Below are 20,864 nucleotides of genomic sequence, written 5' to 3' on the forward strand. Positions count from 1 at the left end.
GGCGAACGCGTCCGAGGATACGTTCGACGGGAAAGGAAGTCCGGCTCATGGGTCGCCATGACCCCCTCCTCGCCCGGGTCCCCCCAGACCTTGCTGGTCATGCCCGCGCGGTGGTCGACTGGTTGGTCGGCGACGTCATGGAGTTCACCGAACTCGGGCTCGCTGACGTCCGGCGGATGCTGTGGATCGACCTACCGAACCGCTGGGCGGTCCCGGAGCCACAGTGGCCGCAGGTCGTCGAGGCCGGCGCGCAGGTGTTCGACCTCGCCGGGCGCCCGAGCCTTGCCGCGCTCGCGCGCTCCGACGAGACCCGCGAGATCCTTGCGGCGTATGCGCGCTCGCGCGAGGAAGGCGTGCTCGCCGCGAACGCCGCGTTCGACCGGACCGGCACGAAGCCGCCCGACACTGACGTCCTCACGTGGGGCCGGATCATGGGCGGCGCCGAGGCCAACGCGTACGACGAACTCCAGCGGGTGCTCGAGGCGGCCGTGATCGCCGGCGAGTACATCCCCGGCACGCGCGGCTGGCAGCAGCGCCAGAAGGCGCTCGCCGTCCGCTGGCTCACCTCACCCTCGCACTACTTCGACGGCTGGCGCCCCGTCGACGTGATCCACACCGTCCGGCGGGAGGAGTGGGTGGACACGGGTACGCCCGCGCGGACCGTCATCCTGGGCGACGTGGCGCCGCTCCTGCGCGAGCCGGTGCCGGCGCCCGAGGGCGAGCCCGCACCGCTGGACTGGTTCCTCCGGCGGATCGGCACGAGCATCCGCCTGACCGAGCGTGGCTACCTTCCACCAGACATGGTGCGGGAGGGCGACGAGCGGTTCGAATGGAGCGCGCCGCCCTACCTCGCCAGCCGCGAGGTCAACCTGCCGCCGCTGACGAAGCTTCGCGAAGTCGCCCGGCAGCACAAGCTGGTCATCAAGCGGAAGGACGAGTTGCGGCTGTCACCATTGGGACGCACGGTGGTGGCCGATCCCGCGCGGATGTGGGAGGTGGGCGCGGTCGCGTGGCTGGGCGAGCACATCTTCGACATCCGGGTTTCTGAACTCGCCGCGGCGTTGTTGTTCCGCGAACCAAAAAAGGCCGAGACCATAGCCGCGACGATTCATGACGCGGTTGCCCCCGACTTCCGGGTGAAGGGCGGCGGCCAGGTGTCCCTGTCGGCGACCACGGAAGCGGTCTGGGACTGGATTCGCCGCGGCCTGGCGTTGGGTCTGATCGACGACCGCTGGCGTGGGCCCGAATACGCGCTCACCGAGGTGGGGCGCAAGGCCGCGTTGACAGCGTGGCAGGCCCGCGCGCACGGCCCCCAACACTGAGCAGCCTTCGGCTGAGCGGTTGTGAAGGCTCCGCTTGAGTGTTGCCCGGCTAGGACAGGTTGCTGGATCTTGGGGGCGGGAACCAGGCCGTCGGCGGTCCGGCGCCCACCCAGGTTGCGATGACTTGGCGGAGGAGTGTCGGCATAGAAGCCGAGACACCTCCGCCAAGTCGCCTCCCGCCACCTTCACGATGCCGCGCGGCGCCTTGGGCGAAGGTTCTTCTGGGTCCGTCGGGTTCGCGGATGCGTAGGGCCACGTTTCGCCGCAGCCCGGGAGTGGTCTCACCTGACTTCTGGATCAGTTCTTGCGGGCCCAGCCCCACCCGTTCTCATCGCGGAACGCGCCGTAGGCGGGGTTCTGCCTGACCAGGAGTTCGTACACCTTGCGTACCTGCGGGGTCGACCGTTGCTCGGCGGGCAGCTGGCGCACCCACGTCATGTTCTTGAGGGTCGGTGAGCTATCGAGCGTCCAGTCCAGGTCGTCGAAAAGAACCCAGCCACCCGGCCGCAGCATCTGGTCGGCGAGCAGGAATGCGAACCCGTCCACGTCCCACGTGTGCGCACCATCGATGAAGACGAAGTCGAACGCCGGAACCGGATCCCGCTCGAGGAGGCGCTGCAACTCCCAGGTATAGGAGGTGTCGGCGAAGATCGGTGTCACGCGGTGTGTCAAGCCGCACTTGCCGAGCAGCTCGTCGATGGTCGGAGACCGGTCCCGCGCGTTCTTCCGATCAATCGTCAGGACGTGGCCGTCCGTGCCCAGCTCGTCCAGGGCCGCCGCCAGGTAACAACTGGAGACTCCACTGGCGAAGCCGAGTTCGAGGATTCGGCGAGGGCGGGTCTCCCTGATGAACTCATAGAGCACCTGGCCCTGTGAGCGGGTCATGTGCGGAACGCCGCGTACGGCTGCGGCCACCTCGTCGAAAAGCACCCGCGTCACCGTAGTTGAGGACCTGCGAACGCCTGCCCGCGTACGGAGAAGCGCTCGGTGAACTCCTGGTGGAGTCATGGCAGACAAGGCGACGCGGGAGGTGGCGGAGACACTCACTCGACGAGACGTCAAGGGAGCTTGCGAGCAGTCCGGCGAGGGCGTGTCCCTGCCACCTCCCGGCCCAGTCAGGTCCGCCGGGCGGGGCGTACGACGTCGGCGAACTCCAGCACGGTCTTCACCCACTGCTCGGGTACGTCCCGGTGGAGGTGATGGCCCCCGTCGAGGACCGCGAACCGCTCGGCCCTGACCCGCCGCTCGAACGTCAACCGGTCCAGACCACGAAGCGTGCTGAGCCGGCCCCGACCGGACGGATCGGGCTCGTCTGGAGCGACGACGAAGAGCGCCGGCGTGCGGAGGGTGCCGAGCATCGCGGGAAGATCCCAGGGGCGCGGCGCGCGCAGGCCGGCGACGAGCGCTGGAACGTCCGCGGCCTCGATGCCCTCGACGGCGTACTGGATGTCTTCGGGCGCCCAGCGCGGATGGTCCGCGCCCAGTCGCTCGACGAACCGCTCGCGACCCGAACGCACCATCGAGGACTCGGCCACGACGGCGTCGACGATGGCGGCGCGCTCGTCGGCGCCGGAGCTCAACGGATCTTCGAGAACCACCGCGTGGGCGAGGTTGACGTAGCGGCTGGCGAGAGCGAGGGAGACGACCGCGCCGAGTCCGTGCCCGACGAGGAGGTCAAGCTGGCCGGGCAGGCGTTCGGTGACCCCCTGGACCAGCGTCGGCAGGTGGAGCGGCCGGTCGATCCGTGGTGACGTGCCGTGGCCGGGCAGGTCGAGCGCGACCACGTGCCAGCCGTGTTCGGCGAGTTCGGGGCCGATCCGCCACCACGTCGAGGCCCGGGATACCTCGCCGTGAAGGAGCACCAACCGGCCGCGCACGGGCCCGAGTGGCTCCCACCGAAGAGTCATCCGCATATCAAAGCGGACAGCCCGGGGCAACCACGAGCCGTCTCCCGCATTCTGGCCACAACTTGTGTCCTGAGTCAGAAGTGACTTGACGCCGAACTCCGGTCGGAGGCATAGTGCCGACGCGCGTGCGAATAGCGCAACGGCGTTGTGTTTATCACAACAGTTTCCGGAATGTTACACAGGAGCCTCGAATGGGTGTGGAAGATGTGGGCGTGCCGAACGCCGGGACGACCGCGCCCCGACGGGATTCCGGCGTACTCCAGACCGCGGACCGGGCGCTGCAGGTTCTCCTTGCGTTCCGTGACCGTCCTGAGTGGGGTGTCACCGAGCTGGCGAGGGAACTCGCGCTCGACAAGTCGGTGACGCAACGGCTCCTGGCGACGCTCGCGCGGCGCGGCTTCGTGCTCGCCGATCCCGAGACCCGCCGCTACCGTCTCGGTGCGAGCGTGGGCGTGCTCGCCCGCGCGGCCGAACGCGGCGGCACCCTCGAAGCCACCGCCCGGCCCGTGCTCGCCGAGCTCTCCCGCCGGATCGGGGAGAGCACCATCCTCAACGTCCCGCACGGTGCGGCATACCGCTGTGCGGTGGCCGTCGACGCCGACGGTCCCGTGCGCTACTCGGGCACCGTGGGGGCGACGATCCCCGCCCACGGTGGCGCGGCCGGTCACGCGATCTTCGCCTTCTACCCCCAGGACGAGGTACGCCGGCTGCTGGGCGACGCTCCGCTGGCTCGTTACAACGAGCTGACGCTCACGGACTGGGACACCCTTGCCAGGACGTACGCCAAGGTTCGCGCCGAGGGCGTCGCGATCTCCCACGGCGAGTACGACGCCAACGTCACCTCCGTGGCGGCGCCCTGCTTCGCCCTCGACCAGATCATCGGATCGATCGTCATCATCGGCCCGCACGACCGTATGGCAACCAAGGTCGACACCGCCGTCGACCTCGTCCGCGGCGCCGCCCAGCGCCTCGGCGACCTGCTGAGCGGATCCGGCTGACGCACGCACAACGTCCGGCTGACTCCCTGTCGTGGTGAGCCGGCCGCGAGGAGCACCATGTCCACCACCTCCCCCCTCAAGGGCGCCGACCTCAAGGGTGCGGACTCACACCCCCGAGCGGTCGAGCCCGTCGTTCTCGGCCTGACCGTCGTTCTGTCCGTACTCGGGGCCTTCATCGGGCTCCACCTCGTCACCACGCTCGGCGTCACCGCCAACACCTCGGTCATCGGAGCGCTGGTGGCGATGCTGGTCGGGCGGATCCCGCTCTGGCGGCTGCGCGACATGCGCTCGATCCACCGGCAGAACCTCGTGCAGAGCGCGATCTCCGGTGCGACGTTCGCGGCGGCGAACTCCCTCCTCGTGCCGATCGCGGTGCCGTTCGCCCTCGGCCGTCCGGATCTCGTCTGGCCGATGCTGGCGGGTGCGGCGATCGGACTCTTCGTCGACGCGTTCGTGCTCTACCGGATCTTCGACTCCAAGCTCTTTCCCGGCCGCGAGGCGTGGCCGCCCGGAGTGGCCGCCGCCGAGACGCTCATCGCCGGTGACGAAGGTGGTCGGCGCGCCGTGGTCCTCGGCCTCGGTGGCCTGGTCGGGCTGGTCGGCTCGATCCTCAAACTGCCCATGTCGGCGGCCGGCGTCGCCCTGATCGGCAACATCTGGGCGCTTCTGATGTTCGGCGTCGGACTCGGGCTACGGCAGTACAGCGAACCGTGGTTCGGAATCGACATCAACGGGCTCTACATCCCGCACGGTGTGATGGTGGGCGCGGGGCTGGTCGCGCTCGGGCAGGCGATCGTCTTGCTGGTACGGCGCGAACGCACCGGCCGGGAGCACGAGGCGGAGCGCGCGGGTGCCCATGCCCGGCACGTCGAGGAGCAGGGTGCCACCGTCGACGAGGCCCGGCTGCGGCGTGCCCTGAGCGAGGGCTACGTGCTGTTCACGCTGGGCGCGTTGGTGGTCGCCGTCCTGGGCGGTGTGCTCGGGCACCTCTCCCCGCTGCAGATGGTCGGGTGGTGCCTGCTCGCGGGGTTCGCCGCACTGGTGCACGAGTTGATCGTCGGGCTGGCGGCCATGCACTCGGGGTGGTTCCCCGCCTTCGCGGTCACCCTTATTTTCCTGGTGCTCGGGCTGGTCATCGGGATCCCGACGATTCCGCTGGCGTTGTTCGTCTCGTACGTCGCCGCGACCGGTCCGGCGTTCGCTGACATGGGCTACGACTTCAAGGCCGGGTGGATCGTCCGCAAGGGTGGAACGCCGTACCGCCTGGTGGAGCGGGCCGGCCGAAAGCAGCAGTACATCGCGCAGCTCGTCGGATTCGGTGTCGCGCTCGTCATCGTCGCGGTGACCTGGCAGTCGTACTTCGCCGACAACCTGATCCCGCCGGTGTCGAAGGTGTACGCCGACACGGTCGCCGCGGGTCTCGGAGAGTCCTCGACGCTGATCAACATCCTTCTGTGGGCCATCCCGGGTGCGATCGTGCAGCTACTCGGGGGACCCTCACGCCAGATGGGCGTGATGCTCGCGACGGGTCTGCTGATCCTGACGCCGTGGGCCTGCTGGCTGGTGTTCGCCGCGCTGATCCTGCGGGTCGTATGGCGGAAGGTCAAGGGACCGAAGGCCGAGAGCGACCTCAACCTCATCGGCGCGGGAATCATCGCGGGTAACTCGCTGTCCGACGTGAGCCGCGTGATCCGATGAACGACGTTCGCCGTCAGCCCGGTTCGTGTGAGGAGGAAGCGTGAGTGAGCGAGCCAATCAACACAGCGCCCTGAGTGCCTCATGGGCGCCCGGAGCGAAGCGAGGACGCGCATGAGCATTGAGTCGAGGCCGGAGTATCTCGCTTACGAGGCGGCGGTTGGCGCCCGCAAGCTGGTCGAGCAGATCATGCTCGTCAAGCCTGGCGAGGATGTCGTCCTCACCGCCGACACCTCGACCGACGCGCGGGTCGTCGAGCTCACCGCCCAGGCGGTCGCGGCGGCCGGCGCGACACCGACGGTTGTGTGGTACGAAACCCGGCCGACCTCGGCGATGGAGCCACCCGGACCGGTCGCGGGGGCGATCGCCCGCTCCGACGTGTGGATCGAGTTCGCGCTGGCGTACATCATGCATTCCGACGCGTTCCGCGCGGCGATGGCGAGCGGGACGCGGTACGCCAACCTCACCGGTATGGACGTCCAGATGCTCGTCAACACGATCGCGCGGGTGGACTTTCCGGGCGTGATGGAGCTTGGGCGGGCGTTGTGTGGCCTGCTGGAGAAGGCCGACGAGGTACGGATCACCACGCCCGCCGGGACGGACCTGCGGGCACGCAACGGCGGACGTCCGATCAACCTGCGTGGCAAGCCGGCCGAGAAGCCCGGTGAGACGGTGATGCTGGCCGGCCAGATCTCCTGGAATCCGTTGGAGGAAACGCAGGAAGGTGTCCTCGTCTTCGACGGAGCGGTGTGGCCGCCGGCCGAGCTTGGCCTGCTGCGCGCACCGATCCGGATGGAGGTCGCGGGTGGCGTGGTGACGTCGATCGACGGGGACGCGGACGCCACGACGTTCCAGCGTTGGATGGAGAGCCACGACGACCCGAACATGTTCCGCATCGCCCACTGGTCGTTGGGTTTCAACCCCGGCGTCACCCAGCCGACCGGCCGGATCGTCGAGGACGAGCGGGTCTTCGGATGTGTCGAGCTGGGCCTTGGCACCAAGGGCGCGTGGATCGGTGGTGAGCCGTGGGTGGCGGCGGCACACACCGACGGAAGCCTGCTCAACCCGTCGATCTATCTTGACGGCAAGGCGATCGAGATCGACGGACGGTACGTACATCCGGAGCTGGTCGAGATCTGCCGGAACCTCGGTGTCGCCGGCTACTGAGAGGGTCCCGCATGCGCACTCGCACCTATCGTCAACGCGGCCTTGCCTGCACGGAGTACACGCTCGACGTACCCCTGGATCACACGGATCCGGAAGGTGAGCGGATCGAGATCTACGCCCGCGAGGTCGTGGACGCGGCCAAGGCGGACGCGGACCTCCCGCGCCTGCTCTTCCTGCAGGGCGGTCCCGGTGGGAAGGGCCTGCGGCCGACCAGCCGGAGTGGGTGGCTCGGTCGGGCGCTGAAGGACTGCCGCGTCGTCATCCTCGACCAGCGTGGCACCGGGCTCTCCACGCCGGCCAACCGCCAGACGCTGGCCAAGCGAGGCGGGCCGGAGAGCCAGGCGGACTACCTCACGCACTTTCGGGCGGACGCGATCGTGGCCGACTCCGAATGCCTTCGCAAGGAACTCCAGGGTGACGAACCCTGGAGCGTCCTCGGCCAAAGCTACGGCGGATTCTGCACGCTGACGTACCTCTCCTTCGCACCGCACGGCGTGCGGGAGGCGTTCGTCACGGGCGGTCTGCCACCGTTGTCGGGCACCGCTGACGACGTTTACGCGCTGACCTACGTCCGCACGCTGGAAAAGAACGCGGCCTACTTCGCCCGGCATCCGGACGACCAGGAGTTGTGCGCGCGGATCGTGGCGCGGTTGACCCGTGATGACGTGCGGCTGCCGACGGGTGAGCGGCTCAGCCCGCGGCGGTTCCAGACCACCGGTATGCGCCTGGGGATGCGGTCCGACTTCGACGTGCTGCACTACCTGCTCGAGGAGGCGTTCGTGGACGGGCCGGGTGGTCCTGAGTTGTCAGACACCTTCCTGGCTGGCATCTCGAGCGCTGTGAGCTTCGCGACGAATCCGTTGTACGCCGTGCTGCACGAGCCGATCTACTGCCAGGGCAGCGCGTCAGCGTGGTCGGCGGAACGACTGTATGGCGAGCGGCCGGAGTTCGCGCTGGGGGAGGGCCGGCCGTTCCTCTTCACCGGCGAGATGATCTATCCACACTTCTTCGCCGAGGATCCCGCGCTGGCCCCGTTGCGCGACGTCGCGAACCTCCTTGCGGACAAGGACGACTGGCCGGTGCTCTACGACGCCGACCAGCTCGCCCGCAACGACGTTCCCACCTACGCGGCGATCTACTACGACGACATGTACGTCGCGCGGGAGCTCTCACTCGAGACGGCGGCGGCGGTCAACCGGCTGACACCCTGGATCACCAACGAGCACGAGCATGACGGCCTGCGGGTGGGCGACGTACTCAACCATCTATTCGCCCTCGCCAAGGAGACGCCATGACGAACGGGACGCTGGGTGTGGTGACGATCGGCCAGTCACCACGGATCGACATGGTGCCGGAGATGCTGCCGTGGTTGCGGTCAGCGGTGGCAGGGACGGAGGTGGAGATCGTCGAGCGCGGCGCACTCGACGGGCTGTCACCTGACGAGATCGCCGCCCTGGCGCCTTCTGGCACCGCCAACCATGTCTTGACGACCCGCCTCGCGGATGGGTCAGCAGTGGTCCTCGACCACGACCCGATGATGGCTCGCGTCCAGGTGGCGATCCGGTGGCTGGAGGATCCCGCGCAAGCCGGGGTTGACGCGACGCTCGTCGTGTGTACGGGCGAGTTTCCGGCGCTGGACCACCAACGTCCGTTGCTGTTGGCCGAACGCCTCTTCGTCGCCGGTGTGCGGGGCCTGTGTGGTGCCGAGCCGGACGGGGTGCTCGGCGTGATCTGCCCGCTGCCGGAGCAGGAGGGCATGAGCCTTGGGAAATGGTCCGGGGTTGCCGGGCGCGTCGAGGTGGTCGCCGCCTCGCCGTATGTCGAGGGTGCCCGCGATGCGGTCGCGGCGGCGGCTCGGCAGCTTGCGAGCAGGGGCGTGCGCTGGATCCTTCTGGACTGCATGGGCTACACCGAGGAGATGCGCGCGGCGGCGCGAGCGGTCAGCGACGTACCCGTGCTACTGGCCCGGTCCGTCGTCGCCCGGCTTGCGGGGGAGGCCGCCGCATGAGCGAGCGAATAGTCCAATACAGCCTGTGGGGTGCCTCATGAGCGAGCGAATAGTCCGACCGCCGTTCGTGGGGATCATTCGGGTCGTCAGCAGCTCGGACCGGAGGTTCGTCGAAACTCACGGGAAGTGGATCGAGGAACGGTACGCGCTGCGGACGCTGTCCCGCTGCATTCCCGACCAGCCACACGGTGTGTACGACGAGGAGTCCGAGGCGCGTGCCGTCCCCAAGATCGTCGGCGTGGCAAGCGGTCTCGTCGCCGACGGCGCCGGCTGCCTGCTGATCAGCTGCGCGGCTGACCCCGCGCTGGCCGAGGTCAGGGCGGCGGTCAAGGTGCCTGTTGTGGGTGCGGGATCGGCCGGCGCCGCGACGGCGCTCGCGTTGGGCGGGAAGGTCGGCGTTCTGGGAATCACCGCCGACGCGCCGGCAGCGGTGCGCGAGGTCCTCGGCGAGCGGTTCGTCACCGCGGCGCGGCCCGACGGCGTCCGGCGGACGACCGACCTGCTCGAACCCGGCGCCGACGACCGCGCTGTCAAGGCGGCCTGGACACTCGTCGACGCTGGCGCTGACGTCGTCCTCTTCGCCTGCACAGGCTTCACCACGATCGGGCTGGGCGCCCGGATCAGGTCCGAACTCGGTGTACCCGTCGTCGACGCGGTGCTCGCCGCCGGCCTGGTCGCGTCGTACGCCCTCGGACGCGACGCCCACCCCACCACCGTCACGAAAGGAACGACCACGCCATGAGTTGGCGCCACGTCATTGATGCTTATGACCTCCTCGACGACCCTTCGGTCAAGGGCAACGCCGTCGCCGACTTCCTTCGCGCGGCGGGTGCGCGCGACGTCCACGTTGAGACGGTGACGGGCGAGAAGGGGAGTACCGACTTCGTGCGCGTGGTCGTCCCGGGATCGGCCGGTCGGCAGGCAGGCGGTACGGCGCCGACCCTGTCCATCATCGGGCGGCTTGGAGGTCTGGGCGCGCGGCCGGAGCAGATCGGGTTCGTCTCCGACGGGGACGGTGCGCTCGTGGCGGTGGCGACAGCGGCGAAGCTCGCGTCGATGCGCGACCGTGGCGACGTCCTCGCCGGCGACGTGGTCATCGCCACCCACATCTGCCCTGACGCGCCGACCAGGCCGCACGATCCGGTGCCGTTCATGGATTCGCCGGTCGGTATCGCGGAGATGAACGCGCAGGAGGTCGACCCGGCCGCCGACGCGGTGCTCTCGGTCGACACCACCAAGGGCAACCGGATCTGCAACCACCTCGGCTTCGCCATCTCGCCCACCGTGAAGGAAGGCTGGATCCTGCGTACCAGCGAGGATCTGCTGGCCGTACAGCAACGGGTGACCGGACGCCTGCCGGTGGTGTTGCCGCTGGCGATGCAGGACATCACGCCGTACGGCAACGACGTTCACCATGTCAACTCCATCTTGCAGCCGGCCACGGCGACCACGGCTCCGGTGGTCGGTGTCGCGCTGACGACGGAGACGGCGGTGGCGGGTTCGGCGACGGGTGCCACGGACCTGCCCAGCGTCGACGCGGCGGTGCGGTTCTGTATCGAGGTGGCGAAGGACTTCGGGCGCGGGGCCTGCGCGTTCTACAACGAGGAGGAGTTCGCCCGGCTCGTCGCGATGTACGGCCCGATGACCAAACTCCAGACGCTCGGCGACTGAGGGCCTTTCACGTTCGCGCAAAATCAGGTGAGGGCGCGGCGGGAGTGCGGGAGAATCCGGCCCGTGGCAGATGAGCTGGTCCATGCTGTCCTCGCACCTCCCGACCTGCGCCGGTTCCGGGAGCTCACGGGTGTCGGAAACGCCAACCTGGACGTGAGTTTTGCCGGCTGGTCGAAGCTGGCGGTGCTGAGCGATGATCGCGCGTTCCTGTTTCCCCGCCGTGGTCGCGACGCGGCGCTGCTCCGTGGCGCACGGACCTGCGAGATCCTGTCCGCGTTGGGTGTCAGTTGTGTGCCGCGGGTGCTCGGGCAGTGGCCGGACGGCGCGGTCTCGGCCGGTCCGTTCGTCGCCTTCGAACGCCGGCCAGGCGCCAGCTGGCAGCGGGTCGATGAGCGCGCCGGTCTTGACGAGGTCGAGCGGATGCTGGCCAGCCTGGGCGGAGTGATCGCGACCTGGCATCGGATCGACGTCGCGCTGCTGCCTCCTGAGCTACTTCGCGGTGCGCACGGCGCCACGAAGCAGGGATGGCTGAGCTCCTTCCTCGACCCAGACCGGGCGGACGGTGCCGTCGACGCGGTGGTGCGCCTTCTGGACGCGAAGCCTTCCTGGTCGGCGATCTGGCGGGCGACCATACGGTCCTTGTCGACCATGACGCCTGTGCTTGTCCACGGCGACGTGTGCGAGAACCAACTCCTTGTCGACGCCCACGGTCAGGTGAACACTGTGCTCGACTGGGACACGGCGGGAATGGGCCATCCGCTCCACGATTTCGACTTCGGTGAGTGGGGATTCGGCATCTTCTCGTGGGAGCCGGACTTCGCGAGGCTTCGCCGGGCGATGTGGGACGCCTATGTCGCGGGACGTCGCGAGGCAGAGCTGCCTACCGCGGGGGAGGTGCACCTGCTCTTCACGCTGGCGGAGTTGGCGTACTTCGAAGAACAAAACCGTCAGGGAATGAACGACGCATGGGGTGCCGCCAGGCTTGCCCGTTGCCGCGCCGCCATCGGGCCCGCGACTGACGGGGTCGCCGCCGCGGGCAGCACGCCTGGATCCAGGTGACGGAAGGAAAGGTCTCCATTGCCTTCGCACAAAGACGCCGGGCGCGTCACCGCACGCCCCAGCCCCGACAACCAGCCCCTACCCCAGCGGCAGCGGTCAGCCCTCAATCCCAACCCTGCCAGCCGTCACTCACCCGGTAGGTCGTACCGGGGGGTGAGGTCGAGGAGGTACGACACGTCGTCGCCCGGCGGGAGTTCGCGGGGTTCCTCGCCACGAACGAAGAGCCTGGCACCGTTGCGGCCGTCAAGGCGTGCTTGCCTGTCGGCGACGCGGAGCCAACTGCCCTCGCGCAGGCCGAGCACCGTCACGTCGTTGTCCTCGAGGAATTCTTGCAGGCGTTGCTCGCGGCTCTCGCCCATGTGGGTGCTGCCCGGGTCGGGGTCGAGATAGTGCGGGTTGATCTGGAACGGCACGAACCCGAAGCTGTCGAACGTCGAAGGCTGCACGATCGGCATGTCGTTGGTGGTCCGCACGGACGGGCTTGCCATGTTGGTGCCCGCGCTCGAGCCAATGTACCGCAGGTCGCCCGCCCGCACGCGGTCGCCGATCAGCTCCAGCAGACCCGTGGCCTGAAGGGTCTTGAGGAGCCGGAACGAGTTGCCCCCTCCCACGAAGACCGCGCGTACGTCCGCGATGACCGTGCGCGGGTCGGCGGCGGTGTGGACCCCGATGACCTCGATGCCACGCGGAGCAAGCGCGCCGGCCACCGTCGCGGTGTAGCCGTCATGGTCACGAAGTGCGTAGGGGACGAAGGCGATCCGGTCGCACCCGGCGAGGAAGTCGCTGATCTCGTCGAGCGCGTGCTCGAGGAAACCCTGGCCGTGATTGCGGGAGTTTGACAGCAGCAGCAGGTCCATGGTGCCCGAACGTACAAGACCCATCGAGGCCGGCTGGTACGGACGGCCCGGGTTTCAGCCCGCTCGTCCCGGGCACGCGTCAACAAGGACCAGACGTTTCGGAGTCCCCGGATCGACCATGACCCGCGACGACAGCAAGCTGGCGAGCTACCGGAGTCGCCGGTCCTTCGCTCAGACACCGGAGCCTCGTGGTCGCGCGGCCCGCCCGCGACGCGGAGCGAAGCGCAAGCGCCCCCGCTTCGTCGTTCAGGAACACCACGCGCGCCGCCTGCACTGGGATCTCCGGCTCGAACATGAGGGCGTTCTGGTGTCCTGGGCGCTGCCGCGCGGGTTCCCCGACGATCCGCGGGAGAAGCGGCTGGCCGTCCACACCGAGGATCATCCGATTGAGTATCTCGACTTCGAGGGCAGTATTCCGGCGGGGGAGTACGGCGCCGGAACCATGACGATCTGGGACACCGGCGAGTACGACGCGGAGAAGTTCACCGACACAGAGGTCGTCGTACACCTTCACGGCCACCGGGTGAATGGGCGTTTCGCGCTCTTCCAGACCCGTGACAAGGACTGGCTGCTGCGTTTGGTTCCGGTCCCACGCGGGCTTCGCCCGTCTGAGCCCACCCCCGCCTCACACCGGATGGGTCCGCCCGAGCCGGGCCGTGATCAGATGCCCACGGATCTAGAGCCGATGCTGGCGACGCTCTCCAAACTGCCCGCGGATCAGGACGAATGGGGCTATGAGATCAAGTGGGACGGAGTTCGCGCCCTCGCCTATGGGCAGCCCGGACGGCTTCGCCTCGTCAGCCGGAACCTCCTCGACATCTCGGCGCAGTATCCGGAGGTCCGTGGCCTCACCCGCACTCTGGGCGCTCGTCAGGTCATCCTTGACGGCGAGCTCGTCGCCCTGGACGCGCGGGGCCGGCCGAGCTTCCAGGCTCTACAGCGGCGCATGCACCTGACCTCGGAGGCTGAGATCCGCCGGCGCCAGCGCGAGGTACCCGTCACGTACATCATCTTCGACCTGCTGTTCCTCGACGGCCGTCTCCTGTTCGGGATGTCGTACGAGGAACGACGCCGTGAGCTGGAGGCGCTCGGGCTGTCCGGCTCGCACTGGCACACACCCGGCTACCAGCGCGGGGACGGTGTGGCGTTCCTCCAGGCCAGCAGGGAACAGCAGCTGGAGGGGATCGTCGCCAAGCGGCTGAACAGCGGTTATCAGCCCGGCCGGCGTTCCCGTGACTGGTTGAAGATCAAGAACGTCCAGCGGCAGGAGTTCGTCATCGGTGGCTGGATCCCGGGTGCGGGGCGCCGCTCCGGCGAACTCGGTGCCCTGCTCATGGGCTACTACGCCACCGGCAACGGCGGTGAGCTCCGACTCCGCTTCGCGGGCAAGGTCGGCACCGGCTTCGACACCGCGGAACTACGCCGGCTGAAGGAGTTGCTGGAGCCGCTCCGCATCGACGCGAGCCCGTTCTCCGGGCGCCAGCCCGAGCGGGGAGCCACCTTCGTCGAGCCGCGGCTCGTCTGCGAGGTGGCGTTCTCGGAATGGACGAAGGCGGGCACGCTACGCCATCCGTCGTACCAAGGACTACGCGACGACAAGCAGGCCATCCAGGTGGTGAGGGAGGTGCCGGCGCCACCGCCCGATGAGACCGAGGCGCCCTCGGCCGGCTCACCGCCGGGCGTTCGGCGGTCTTAGCACCGCGAACGGGTCCGTGATGCGGATATCCCTGCAGGTGAAGCGAAACAATGCCGCGGGACGCCCGCCAGTCGGCCCTGGGGAGACGGTCTGTCCGGTCGGTGTGAGCTGTCCGCGCCGGGAGAGGACCCGCTGCAGGTTGGTCGCCGACACCCGGTGTCCGAGTGCCGCGGAATAGATCTCGCGCAAGGCCGAGACGGTGAACGCCGGGGGTGCCAGCGCGAACCCCAGGTTGGTGTAGGAGAGCTTGTTACGCAGCCGGTCGCGGGCGCGAAGGATGATCGCCTCGTGGTCGAACGCGGTCTCGGGGAGCGCGTCGATGGAGAACCAGCGGGTGTCCGCGGGCACCACGGGGTCGTTGTCGCTGGGCACCAGGCCGACGAACGCGGTCGCGATGACCCGCGGGCCGGGCACCCGGTCGGGCCCGCTGAAGACGGCGAGCTGCTCGACGTGGGAGAGGTGGCGTACGTCGACCTTCTCGGCCAGCTGGCGGCGTACGGACGTCTCGACGTCCTCGTCGGCGCCGAGCTGGCCGCCGGGCAGTGCCCAGTGTCCGGCCTGCGGCTCGCGGGCCCGTTGCCACAGCAGGACCTGAAGTGACCGAGACCGGACCTGGAGCACCGCCGCCAGCACCTCATGCCCCAGTCGGTTCACGCGGTGATAGTATCTCGGGAGTTTTCGATCCTAAGGCGAAAACCCTCCGGGAGGGTCTTATGACCGCTGTCACTTCAGCGGACCGCACGGCTGGCGCCTACGACGGTGTGGTGCCGGACCGTGCGTGGCAGGAAGAAGTACGCCGGCTCGCCAAGGAGCGCGACGCCGTCCTGCTCGCGCACAACTACCAGATTCCCGAGATCCAGGACATCGCCGACCACACGGGTGACTCCCTGGCGCTGAGCCGCATCGCCGCGGCCAGCGACGCCTCCACGATCGTCTTCTGCGGCGTCCACTTCATGGCCGAGACCGCGAAGATCCTGAGTCCTGACAAGACCGTGCTCATCCCCGACGCACGGGCCGGCTGCTCGCTCGCCGACTCCATCACCGCCGACCAGCTGCGGGCCTGGAAGGCCGAGCACCCGGGCGCGGTGGTTGTGTCGTACGTCAACACCACCGCCGAGGTGAAGGCCGAGACCGACATCTGCTGTACGTCGTCCAACGCGGTCGAGGTGGTGCGTTCCATTCCGGCCGACCGCGAGGTGCTGTTCTGCCCCGACATGTTCCTGGGCGCGCACGTCAAGCGGGAGACCGGGCGTGACAACCTGCACATCTGGGCGGGGGAGTGCCACGTCCACGCCGGCATCAACGGCACCGAGCTCGCCGAGCGTGCCGCGGCCAACCCGGACGCCGAGCTGTTCATCCACCCCGAATGCGGCTGCGCGACCTCCGCGCTCTACCTGGCGGGCGAGGGCGCGGTCCCCGCTGAGCGGGTGAAGATCCTCTCGACCGGCGGCATGCTCGACGCCGCCAAGCGGACGACGTCGCGGTCGGTGCTGGTCGCGACCGAGGTGGGCATGCTGCACCAGCTCCGCAAGGCCTCGCCGGGCGTCGACTTCCGCGCCGTCAACGAGCGGGCGTCCTGCCGGTACATGAAGATGATCACCCCGGCGGCCCTGCTGCGCAGCCTGCGTGAAGGAGCCGACGAGGTGCACGTCGACCCCGCGATCGCGGACCGGGCGCGCGGCGCCGTCCAGCGGATGGTGGAGATCGGCCAACCCGGCGGCGGCGAATGAGTAGCCCTTGGGAGGCTGCCGCGGACCTGGTGGTCGTCGGCACCGGCGTGGCCGGTCTCACCGCCGCGCTGGAAGCGTCGCGTCGTGGGCTACGGGTGCTCGTGGTCACCAAGGCCGGTGCCCGGGACGGCAACACCCGGTGGGCGCAAGGCGGGGTTGCGGTCGTGCTGCCCGGCGAGCACGACGACGGCGACTCAGTACGCCGGCACATCGACGACACCCTGGTCGCGGGTGCTGGTCTGTGCGAGGCCGACGCGGTCGCGACGGTGCTTGCCGACGGGCCCGGCGCGGTGACGGCTCTGCGGCGGGTGGGTGCCCGCTTCGACACGCTCGCCGACGGCCTGCTCGCCCGTACCCGCGAAGGCGGGCACAGCGCGTTCCGGGTCGTCCATGCGGGCGGCGACGCCACTGGAGCCGAGGTCGAACGCACCCTGCTGGCGAGCGCGCGCAACCGCGAGTTGACGGTGCTCGAACGCCAGGCGGCCGTCCGGATCCTGCGTACCCCCGAAGGTGCCGCGGCCGGACTCGTGGTCCTCGACGACGACGGCACCTTCGGAATCCTGCGGGCACCCGCCGTCCTGCTGGCCACGGGTGGACTCGGCCACCTCTACCAGTCGACGACGAACCCCGATGTCGCGACGGGTGACGGGATCGCTCTTGCCCTGCGGGCGGGGGCGACGGTCGCCGACCTGGAGTTCGTGCAGTTCCACCCGACGGTGCTCTACACCGGTCATGATGCGACCGGACGCCGGCCGCTGGTGACCGAGGCGGTTCGCGGTGAGGGCGCGGTCCTGGTCGACGGTGCGGGTGCCCCGGTGATGGCCGGCGTTCACCCGCTGGGTGACCTGGCCCCGCGCGACGTGGTGTCGGCGGCGATCATCCGCCGGTTGGCGGACGCGCCCGGTGGCGTGGACGATCACGTCTTCCTGGACGCGACCCACCTCGGTGGGCAGATGTTCCAGGCGCGCTTCCCGACGGTGTACGCCGCCTGCGCAGCGGCCGGCATCGACCCGGCGACGCAGCCCATCCCGGTCGCCCCGGCGGCCCATTTCGGCTGTGGCGGCGTCGTGACCACGGTCGACGGTCGTACCCGCGTACCCGGCCTTTACGCCGCCGGCGAGGTGGCCCGGACCGGCCTGCACGGCGCCAACCGGCTGGCCTCCAACAGCCTGTTGGAAGGGCTGGTCGTCGGCGCGCGGGCGGCCCGGGCCGCGTTGGCCGACCACGCGGCCGGTGTGCTCGCCGATCCGCGCCGGGCCGAGGTCGAGGACGCGGATGCCTCCTCGTCGCTGAGCGTTGCCGTTGCCGAACGCCCAACCCTGCAACGGATGATGAGCCGGTATGCCGCGATCGGGCGGGACGCCGACGGGCTCGGGGTCCTCGCCGACACCCTGGCTGAGGCCTCGACGGTTCGGCCGGTGCGTACCCGCGAGGATGTCGAGAACGCCGCACTCGACCTGACCGCGCGGGCCCTTGTCACGGCGGCGCAGGAACGCCTGGAGTCGCGCGGTTGCCACGTACGCCACGACTACCCCGTGCCCGACGACCTTCAGTGGCGGCGAAGCCTTGTTGTCGAGCTTGATGAGTCCGGACAGGTCGCGCCAGCGCGGGTGCTGGCTCTGGGAGGTGTGGCATGAGCGAGCGCAGCGAACTGTTGCCCGCGGTGGCGGCTGGCCTGGAGCGGGCGGGGCTCGAGGTCGACGACGTGCTGCGAGTTGTCAAGACCGCGTTGACGGAGGACCTGCGGTACGGCCCGGACGCCACGACAGAAGCGACCGTGCCGGCCGATGCGACCGCCGAGGCCGATCTCACCCCCCGCGCGCAAGGCGTCCTTGCGGGTGGGCTGCTGGTGGGTGTCGTTCTCGACCTGGTGGCTCCGGGTGCGGTGGAGGTGGTGTCCCGTCTGGAGGACGGGACCCGCCTGTCCGCCGGCGAGCCGGCACTCGTCCTGCGTGGACCCGTGCGCGCGCTGCTCACCGCCGAGCGGACCGCGCTCAACCTGGTCTGCCACCTCTCCGGCGTGGCGACCGCCACCGCGGCCTGGGTGGACGCCGTGGCAGGAACGCACTGCGCGATCCGCGACACCCGCAAGACGCTGCCTGGGCTGCGGTTACTGGAGAAGTACGCCGTCCGCTGCGGTGGCGGCGTCAACCACCGGCTCGGTCTCGGCGACGCGGTGCTCATCAAGGACAACCACGTGGTCGCGGCCGGTTCGGTGTCTGCGGCACTCGCGGCGGTCCGGGCCCGGGCGCTGGAACTCCCGTGCGAGGTGGAGGTCACGACACTGGCCGAGTTGGACGCCGTCCTGGAGGCGAAGGCCGAACTCGTGCTGCTCGACAACTTCAGCGTGGAGGAGTGCGCGGAGGCGGTCCGGCGTACCCGCGCGGCTGGGACCGGCACGTTGCTGGAGGCGTCCGGCGGGCTCTCCCTGGACGTGGCGCGGGCGTACGCCTCGACCGGTGTGGACTATCTGGCGGTGGGGGCGTTGACCCATTCGGCGCCCGCACTGGATCTCGGCCTCGACCTCCGCTGAGGTGTTGGCCGCGGTCTGGCTGGACCTGCTGAGGCTCGGCCCGCCTAGCCCCTGATCTCTCAGCATCTGATACGGCCAGGTGTACGACATGTGAGACAGCCGTAACCTCACGCGGCATCTCCCTACGAGGCGTGCCGAATTCACCGTGCATGGTGAGGATTTGGCGCGTGGGGTCCCAGCTGTCTCACATTTCGTACACCTAAGCCATCCGGATCCTGGGACGGCAGGCATGCTTCAAGGGAGGCTTAGTCAGATGCCCGCCCGGTCCGCCGTGTCTCGGCTTCTTCGCCGAACCCCTCCGCCAAGTCATCGCAACGTCGCGAGCGATCCCGCATAGTGAGCAATTCTCAAACCCGATCAAGATCATTTCGGGGAAGTGGCCCACCTTTCGCGCGAAGCGTGGGCCACTTCCCCGAAATGATCACGAACCAGTCTCCAGGCTGTCCGGTCCGTGAGACATGAGGCTGCGCCTTCAAGGATCATGAAGGATTTTGGTCATATAGCGACGAAAAGTCTTCCTCATCCTGGCGCTACTTCGGGCCTCACCAGGGCCTGCGGACGTCTTTGCATAGGGCGTCCTCGAGGCCGAGTGCGCCAGCGGACCGGACCTACGTCGAGGCGGGTTTCAGCAGCGGAAAGATCTGGCACTCGCGGATGCTCTTGTCCATGAAGAACGCGAACACCCGCTCGCTCATCCCGAACCCGCACGCCGGCGGCATGGCGTACTCCAGCGCCTCGACGAACTCGTCGTCGGCCATCTGCGCCTCGCTGTCGCCGGCCTCCCGCAAGGCCTGCTGCTCGGCGAACCGCTCCGCCTGGTCGACCGGATCGTTGAGCTCGGAGTAGCCGTTCCCCAACTCGCTTCCGGCGATGACGACGTGGAAGCGTTCGACGATCCCAGGCCGGTCGGCGTTCCGCTTGGCCAGCGGCGACACCTCCAGCGGCTCGTTGACCAGGAACCCCGGCCCGGTGAGCTGCCGCCGGCAGTGCTTCCACAGCGCGTCCATGGCCCGGGCGTGGTTGAGACCGTCCTTGTCGTACGGCACCTCAAGCTCGTCGAGCTTCGCCACCAGCTCAGCGGTGCTGGCCTCGAGCACGTTGACACCCGTCAGCTCCGCGACGGTCTCGACGTAGTCGTAGCGCTGCCATTCCGCGCCGAGGTCGACGACGTACTCGCGACCGTTGCGGTGGAGGGTGAACTGCAGAGTCCCGAACGTCTCGGAAATAGTGTGGATGAAGAGTTCCTGGACCAGCTGCATGCCCCACTCGTAGTTGGCGTACGCCCAGTAGAACTCCATCTGGTCGTAGTCGTTGAGGTGTTCGCGGCTTTGGTTCTCGTTGCGGAACTGCCGGCCGATCTCGAACACCTTCTCCAACCCGCCAACCAGCAGGCGCTTCTGCCACAGCTCGCCCATCGAGATCCGTAGGCAGACGTCGGTGCCGAGGTAGTTGTGGTGCGTCACGAAAGGACGCGCGTCGGCCCCGCCGGTGGTGTGTTCGAGCGCGGGGGTCTGCACCTCGACGAAGGCGCGGTCTTCGAGGAACCTCCGGATGGAACGCCAGAAGCGCGCCTTCTTGTAGATCATCTCCTGCACCTCCCGGTGCAGGAGGATGTCGAGGTAGCGCTTACGGAGAAGGACGTCCTCGTTGTTGAGGCCGGCGTGCTTGTCGGGAAGGGGCCGCAGCGACTTCGACAGCAGCGTCACGCGCCGCGCGTTGACCGAACGCTCGCCGGTCCGGGTCTCCATGCGTTCACCCTCGATGGCGACGAAGTCGCCGAGGTCGAGGTTGCGGACCCAGAACTTGAAGCCCACCTCGGGCGAGGCTGATTCGGGCGCGGCTGCCTGGTCGAGTTCCTTGCGGGAAAGGACGAACTGGATGTCGCCGCTCTCGTCGTGCAGCCGACCGAAGGCGATGTTGCCCATGACGCGGAACAGCATGATCCGGCCGGCGATCGTGACAGCCGCGCCGTCGGGCAGCTTGAGCGCGTCGGCGGCGGCCGTCTTGTCGACCGGTCCGGAGGGGTACGGCTCGATACCCGCCTCGCGCAGCTTGTGGATCTTGTCGATCCGCTGCGTCCGGATGGTCTCGAGCAAACTGGCGTCCTCTGTCGCCGCCAAGGACTCCTCTTCGGCTGCCACGCTGTGTGCTCCGTACTCCTCGGGTCGCCGCGACCGTCGCGCGGCGGGCAGGACAATCCAACCCCCGGATGGTATCCGCC

Annotated in this window: 18 protein-coding genes; 13 read left to right on the top strand and 5 right to left on the bottom strand. The window is 68.9% G+C overall.

Going from position 1 to position 20,864, the window contains the following annotated elements; genetic code table 11:
- Nucleotides 1-47: 47 nt before the first annotated feature.
- Nucleotides 48-1,322 carry a DUF2384 domain-containing protein gene (locus tag B141_RS0100225; protein WP_020573148.1) on the top strand — a complete coding sequence of 425 codons (1,275 nt, stop codon included), beginning with the start codon at nt 48-50 and terminating at the stop codon, nt 1,320-1,322.
- A 297-nt stretch (nt 1,323-1,619) separates the two neighbouring features.
- Here the strand turns inward: B141_RS0100225 and B141_RS0100230 are convergent, their stop codons facing one another.
- Both B141_RS0100230 and B141_RS38210 read right to left on the bottom strand, forming a co-directional pair.
- Nucleotides 1,620-2,252 (bottom strand): O-methyltransferase, encoded by a 633-nt coding sequence (locus B141_RS0100230; RefSeq protein ID WP_020573149.1) that lies wholly within the window; start codon nt 2,250-2,252, stop codon nt 1,620-1,622.
- A gap of 185 nt (nt 2,253-2,437) precedes the next feature.
- Nucleotides 2,438-3,229: an alpha/beta fold hydrolase gene (locus tag B141_RS38210; RefSeq protein WP_157180711.1), complete on the bottom strand. Its 792-nt coding sequence runs from the start codon at nt 3,227-3,229 to the stop codon at nt 2,438-2,440.
- 191 nt (nt 3,230-3,420) lie between these two features.
- Between B141_RS38210 and B141_RS0100240 the strand changes: the two genes are divergently transcribed.
- From B141_RS0100240 to B141_RS0100275, 8 genes are all read left to right on the top strand, one after another.
- Entirely contained in the window at nt 3,421-4,227 is an 807-nt protein-coding gene (locus B141_RS0100240; protein WP_020573151.1) for an IclR family transcriptional regulator, read from the top strand.
- Between the two features lie 57 nt (nt 4,228-4,284).
- Nucleotides 4,285-5,925 (top strand): OPT/YSL family transporter, encoded by a 1,641-nt coding sequence (locus B141_RS0100245; RefSeq protein WP_020573152.1) that lies wholly within the window; start codon nt 4,285-4,287, stop codon nt 5,923-5,925.
- 111 nt (nt 5,926-6,036) lie between these two features.
- Nucleotides 6,037-7,089 (top strand): 2,5-dihydroxypyridine 5,6-dioxygenase NicX family protein, encoded by a 1,053-nt coding sequence (locus B141_RS0100250; RefSeq protein WP_020573153.1) that lies wholly within the window; start codon nt 6,037-6,039, stop codon nt 7,087-7,089.
- A gap of 11 nt (nt 7,090-7,100) precedes the next feature.
- A complete protein-coding gene (locus B141_RS0100255; RefSeq protein WP_020573154.1) occupies nt 7,101-8,384 on the top strand; it encodes an alpha/beta fold hydrolase in 1,284 nt (427 codons plus the stop codon).
- Nucleotides 8,381-9,097: an AroM family protein gene (locus B141_RS0100260; protein ID WP_020573155.1), complete on the top strand. Its 717-nt coding sequence runs from the start codon at nt 8,381-8,383 to the stop codon at nt 9,095-9,097. The genes B141_RS0100255 and B141_RS0100260 overlap by 4 nt, the downstream gene beginning before the upstream one ends.
- A gap of 37 nt (nt 9,098-9,134) precedes the next feature.
- Nucleotides 9,135-9,839, top strand: coding sequence for an aspartate/glutamate racemase family protein (locus B141_RS38215; protein ID WP_040420272.1), 705 nt, complete (start codon nt 9,135-9,137; stop codon nt 9,837-9,839).
- Entirely contained in the window at nt 9,836-10,768 is a 933-nt protein-coding gene (locus tag B141_RS0100270) for a DUF1177 domain-containing protein (protein ID WP_020573157.1), read from the top strand. Before B141_RS38215 ends, B141_RS0100270 begins: the two co-directional genes overlap by 4 nt.
- A gap of 63 nt (nt 10,769-10,831) precedes the next feature.
- On the top strand, nt 10,832-11,827 hold the full coding sequence (locus B141_RS0100275) for an aminoglycoside phosphotransferase family protein (protein ID WP_020573158.1): 996 nt from the start codon (nt 10,832-10,834) through the stop codon (nt 11,825-11,827).
- 125 nt (nt 11,828-11,952) lie between these two features.
- Here the strand turns inward: B141_RS0100275 and pepE are convergent, their stop codons facing one another.
- Nucleotides 11,953-12,708, bottom strand: coding sequence for a dipeptidase PepE (gene pepE / locus B141_RS0100280; protein ID WP_237742582.1), 756 nt, complete (start codon nt 12,706-12,708; stop codon nt 11,953-11,955).
- 94 nt (nt 12,709-12,802) lie between these two features.
- On the opposite strand from pepE, the gene ligD reads away from it, so the two are divergent.
- The gene (ligD, locus tag B141_RS38220; protein ID WP_020573160.1) at nt 12,803-14,380 is read left to right on the top strand and encodes a non-homologous end-joining DNA ligase; all 1,578 of its coding nucleotides are present in this window, start codon (nt 12,803-12,805) and stop codon (nt 14,378-14,380) included.
- Here ligD and B141_RS0100290 read toward each other — a convergent pair.
- Complete coding sequence (locus B141_RS0100290; protein ID WP_020573161.1) at nt 14,354-15,034, bottom strand: NUDIX hydrolase; 681 nt, start codon at nt 15,032-15,034, stop codon at nt 14,354-14,356. The two genes, ligD and B141_RS0100290, sit on opposite strands and share 27 nt — an antisense overlap.
- A 59-nt stretch (nt 15,035-15,093) precedes the next feature.
- On the opposite strand from B141_RS0100290, the gene nadA reads away from it, so the two are divergent.
- From nadA to nadC, 3 genes are read left to right on the top strand one after another with little or no spacing between them, the layout of a single operon-like run.
- Nucleotides 15,094-16,110, top strand: coding sequence for a quinolinate synthase NadA (gene nadA / locus B141_RS0100295; protein ID WP_020573162.1), 1,017 nt, complete (start codon nt 15,094-15,096; stop codon nt 16,108-16,110).
- The gene (locus B141_RS0100300) at nt 16,107-17,747 is read left to right on the top strand and encodes an L-aspartate oxidase (RefSeq protein ID WP_026256761.1); all 1,641 of its coding nucleotides are present in this window, start codon (nt 16,107-16,109) and stop codon (nt 17,745-17,747) included. The genes nadA and B141_RS0100300 overlap by 4 nt, the downstream gene beginning before the upstream one ends.
- Nucleotides 17,744-18,643, top strand: a complete 900-nt coding sequence (nadC, locus tag B141_RS0100305; protein ID WP_020573164.1) for a carboxylating nicotinate-nucleotide diphosphorylase — start codon at nt 17,744-17,746, stop codon at nt 18,641-18,643. Before B141_RS0100300 ends, nadC begins: the two co-directional genes overlap by 4 nt.
- A gap of 608 nt (nt 18,644-19,251) precedes the next feature.
- On the opposite strand, the gene B141_RS0100310 is transcribed toward nadC, so the two are convergent.
- On the bottom strand, nt 19,252-20,784 hold the full coding sequence (locus B141_RS0100310) for a lysine--tRNA ligase (RefSeq protein ID WP_020573165.1): 1,533 nt from the start codon (nt 20,782-20,784) through the stop codon (nt 19,252-19,254).
- Nucleotides 20,785-20,864: the final 80 nt, after the last annotated feature.

It is taken from the genome of Actinopolymorpha alba DSM 45243 (assembly GCF_000373925.1).
In the GTDB taxonomy this organism is placed as follows: domain Bacteria; phylum Actinomycetota; class Actinomycetes; order Propionibacteriales; family Actinopolymorphaceae; genus Actinopolymorpha; species Actinopolymorpha alba.

Excerpts from the sequence above, each read along its gene's own strand:
- nadC (WP_020573164.1), top strand. The coding sequence starts at position 17,744 with ATGAGCGAGCGCAGCGAACTGTTGCCCGCGGTGGCGGCTGGCCTGGAG.
- B141_RS0100245 (WP_020573152.1), top strand. The coding sequence starts at position 4,285 with ATGTCCACCACCTCCCCCCTCAAGGGCGCCGACCTCAAGGGTGCGGAC.
- B141_RS0100255 (WP_020573154.1), top strand. The coding sequence starts at position 7,101 with ATGCGCACTCGCACCTATCGTCAACGCGGCCTTGCCTGCACGGAGTAC.
- B141_RS0100240 (WP_020573151.1), top strand. The coding sequence starts at position 3,421 with ATGGGTGTGGAAGATGTGGGCGTGCCGAACGCCGGGACGACCGCGCCC.
- pepE (WP_237742582.1), bottom strand. The coding sequence starts at position 12,708 with ATGGGTCTTGTACGTTCGGGCACCATGGACCTGCTGCTGCTGTCAAAC.
- B141_RS0100270 (WP_020573157.1), top strand. The coding sequence starts at position 9,836 with ATGAGTTGGCGCCACGTCATTGATGCTTATGACCTCCTCGACGACCCT.
- B141_RS0100250 (WP_020573153.1), top strand. The coding sequence starts at position 6,037 with ATGAGCATTGAGTCGAGGCCGGAGTATCTCGCTTACGAGGCGGCGGTT.
- B141_RS0100225 (WP_020573148.1), top strand. The coding sequence starts at position 48 with ATGGGTCGCCATGACCCCCTCCTCGCCCGGGTCCCCCCAGACCTTGCT.
- B141_RS0100300 (WP_026256761.1), top strand. The coding sequence starts at position 16,107 with ATGAGTAGCCCTTGGGAGGCTGCCGCGGACCTGGTGGTCGTCGGCACC.
- ligD (WP_020573160.1), top strand. The coding sequence starts at position 12,803 with ATGACCCGCGACGACAGCAAGCTGGCGAGCTACCGGAGTCGCCGGTCC.
- B141_RS0100260 (WP_020573155.1), top strand. The coding sequence starts at position 8,381 with ATGACGAACGGGACGCTGGGTGTGGTGACGATCGGCCAGTCACCACGG.
- nadA (WP_020573162.1), top strand. The coding sequence starts at position 15,094 with ATGACCGCTGTCACTTCAGCGGACCGCACGGCTGGCGCCTACGACGGT.
- B141_RS38215 (WP_040420272.1), top strand. The coding sequence starts at position 9,135 with ATGAGCGAGCGAATAGTCCGACCGCCGTTCGTGGGGATCATTCGGGTC.
- B141_RS38210 (WP_157180711.1), bottom strand. The coding sequence starts at position 3,229 with ATGACTCTTCGGTGGGAGCCACTCGGGCCCGTGCGCGGCCGGTTGGTG.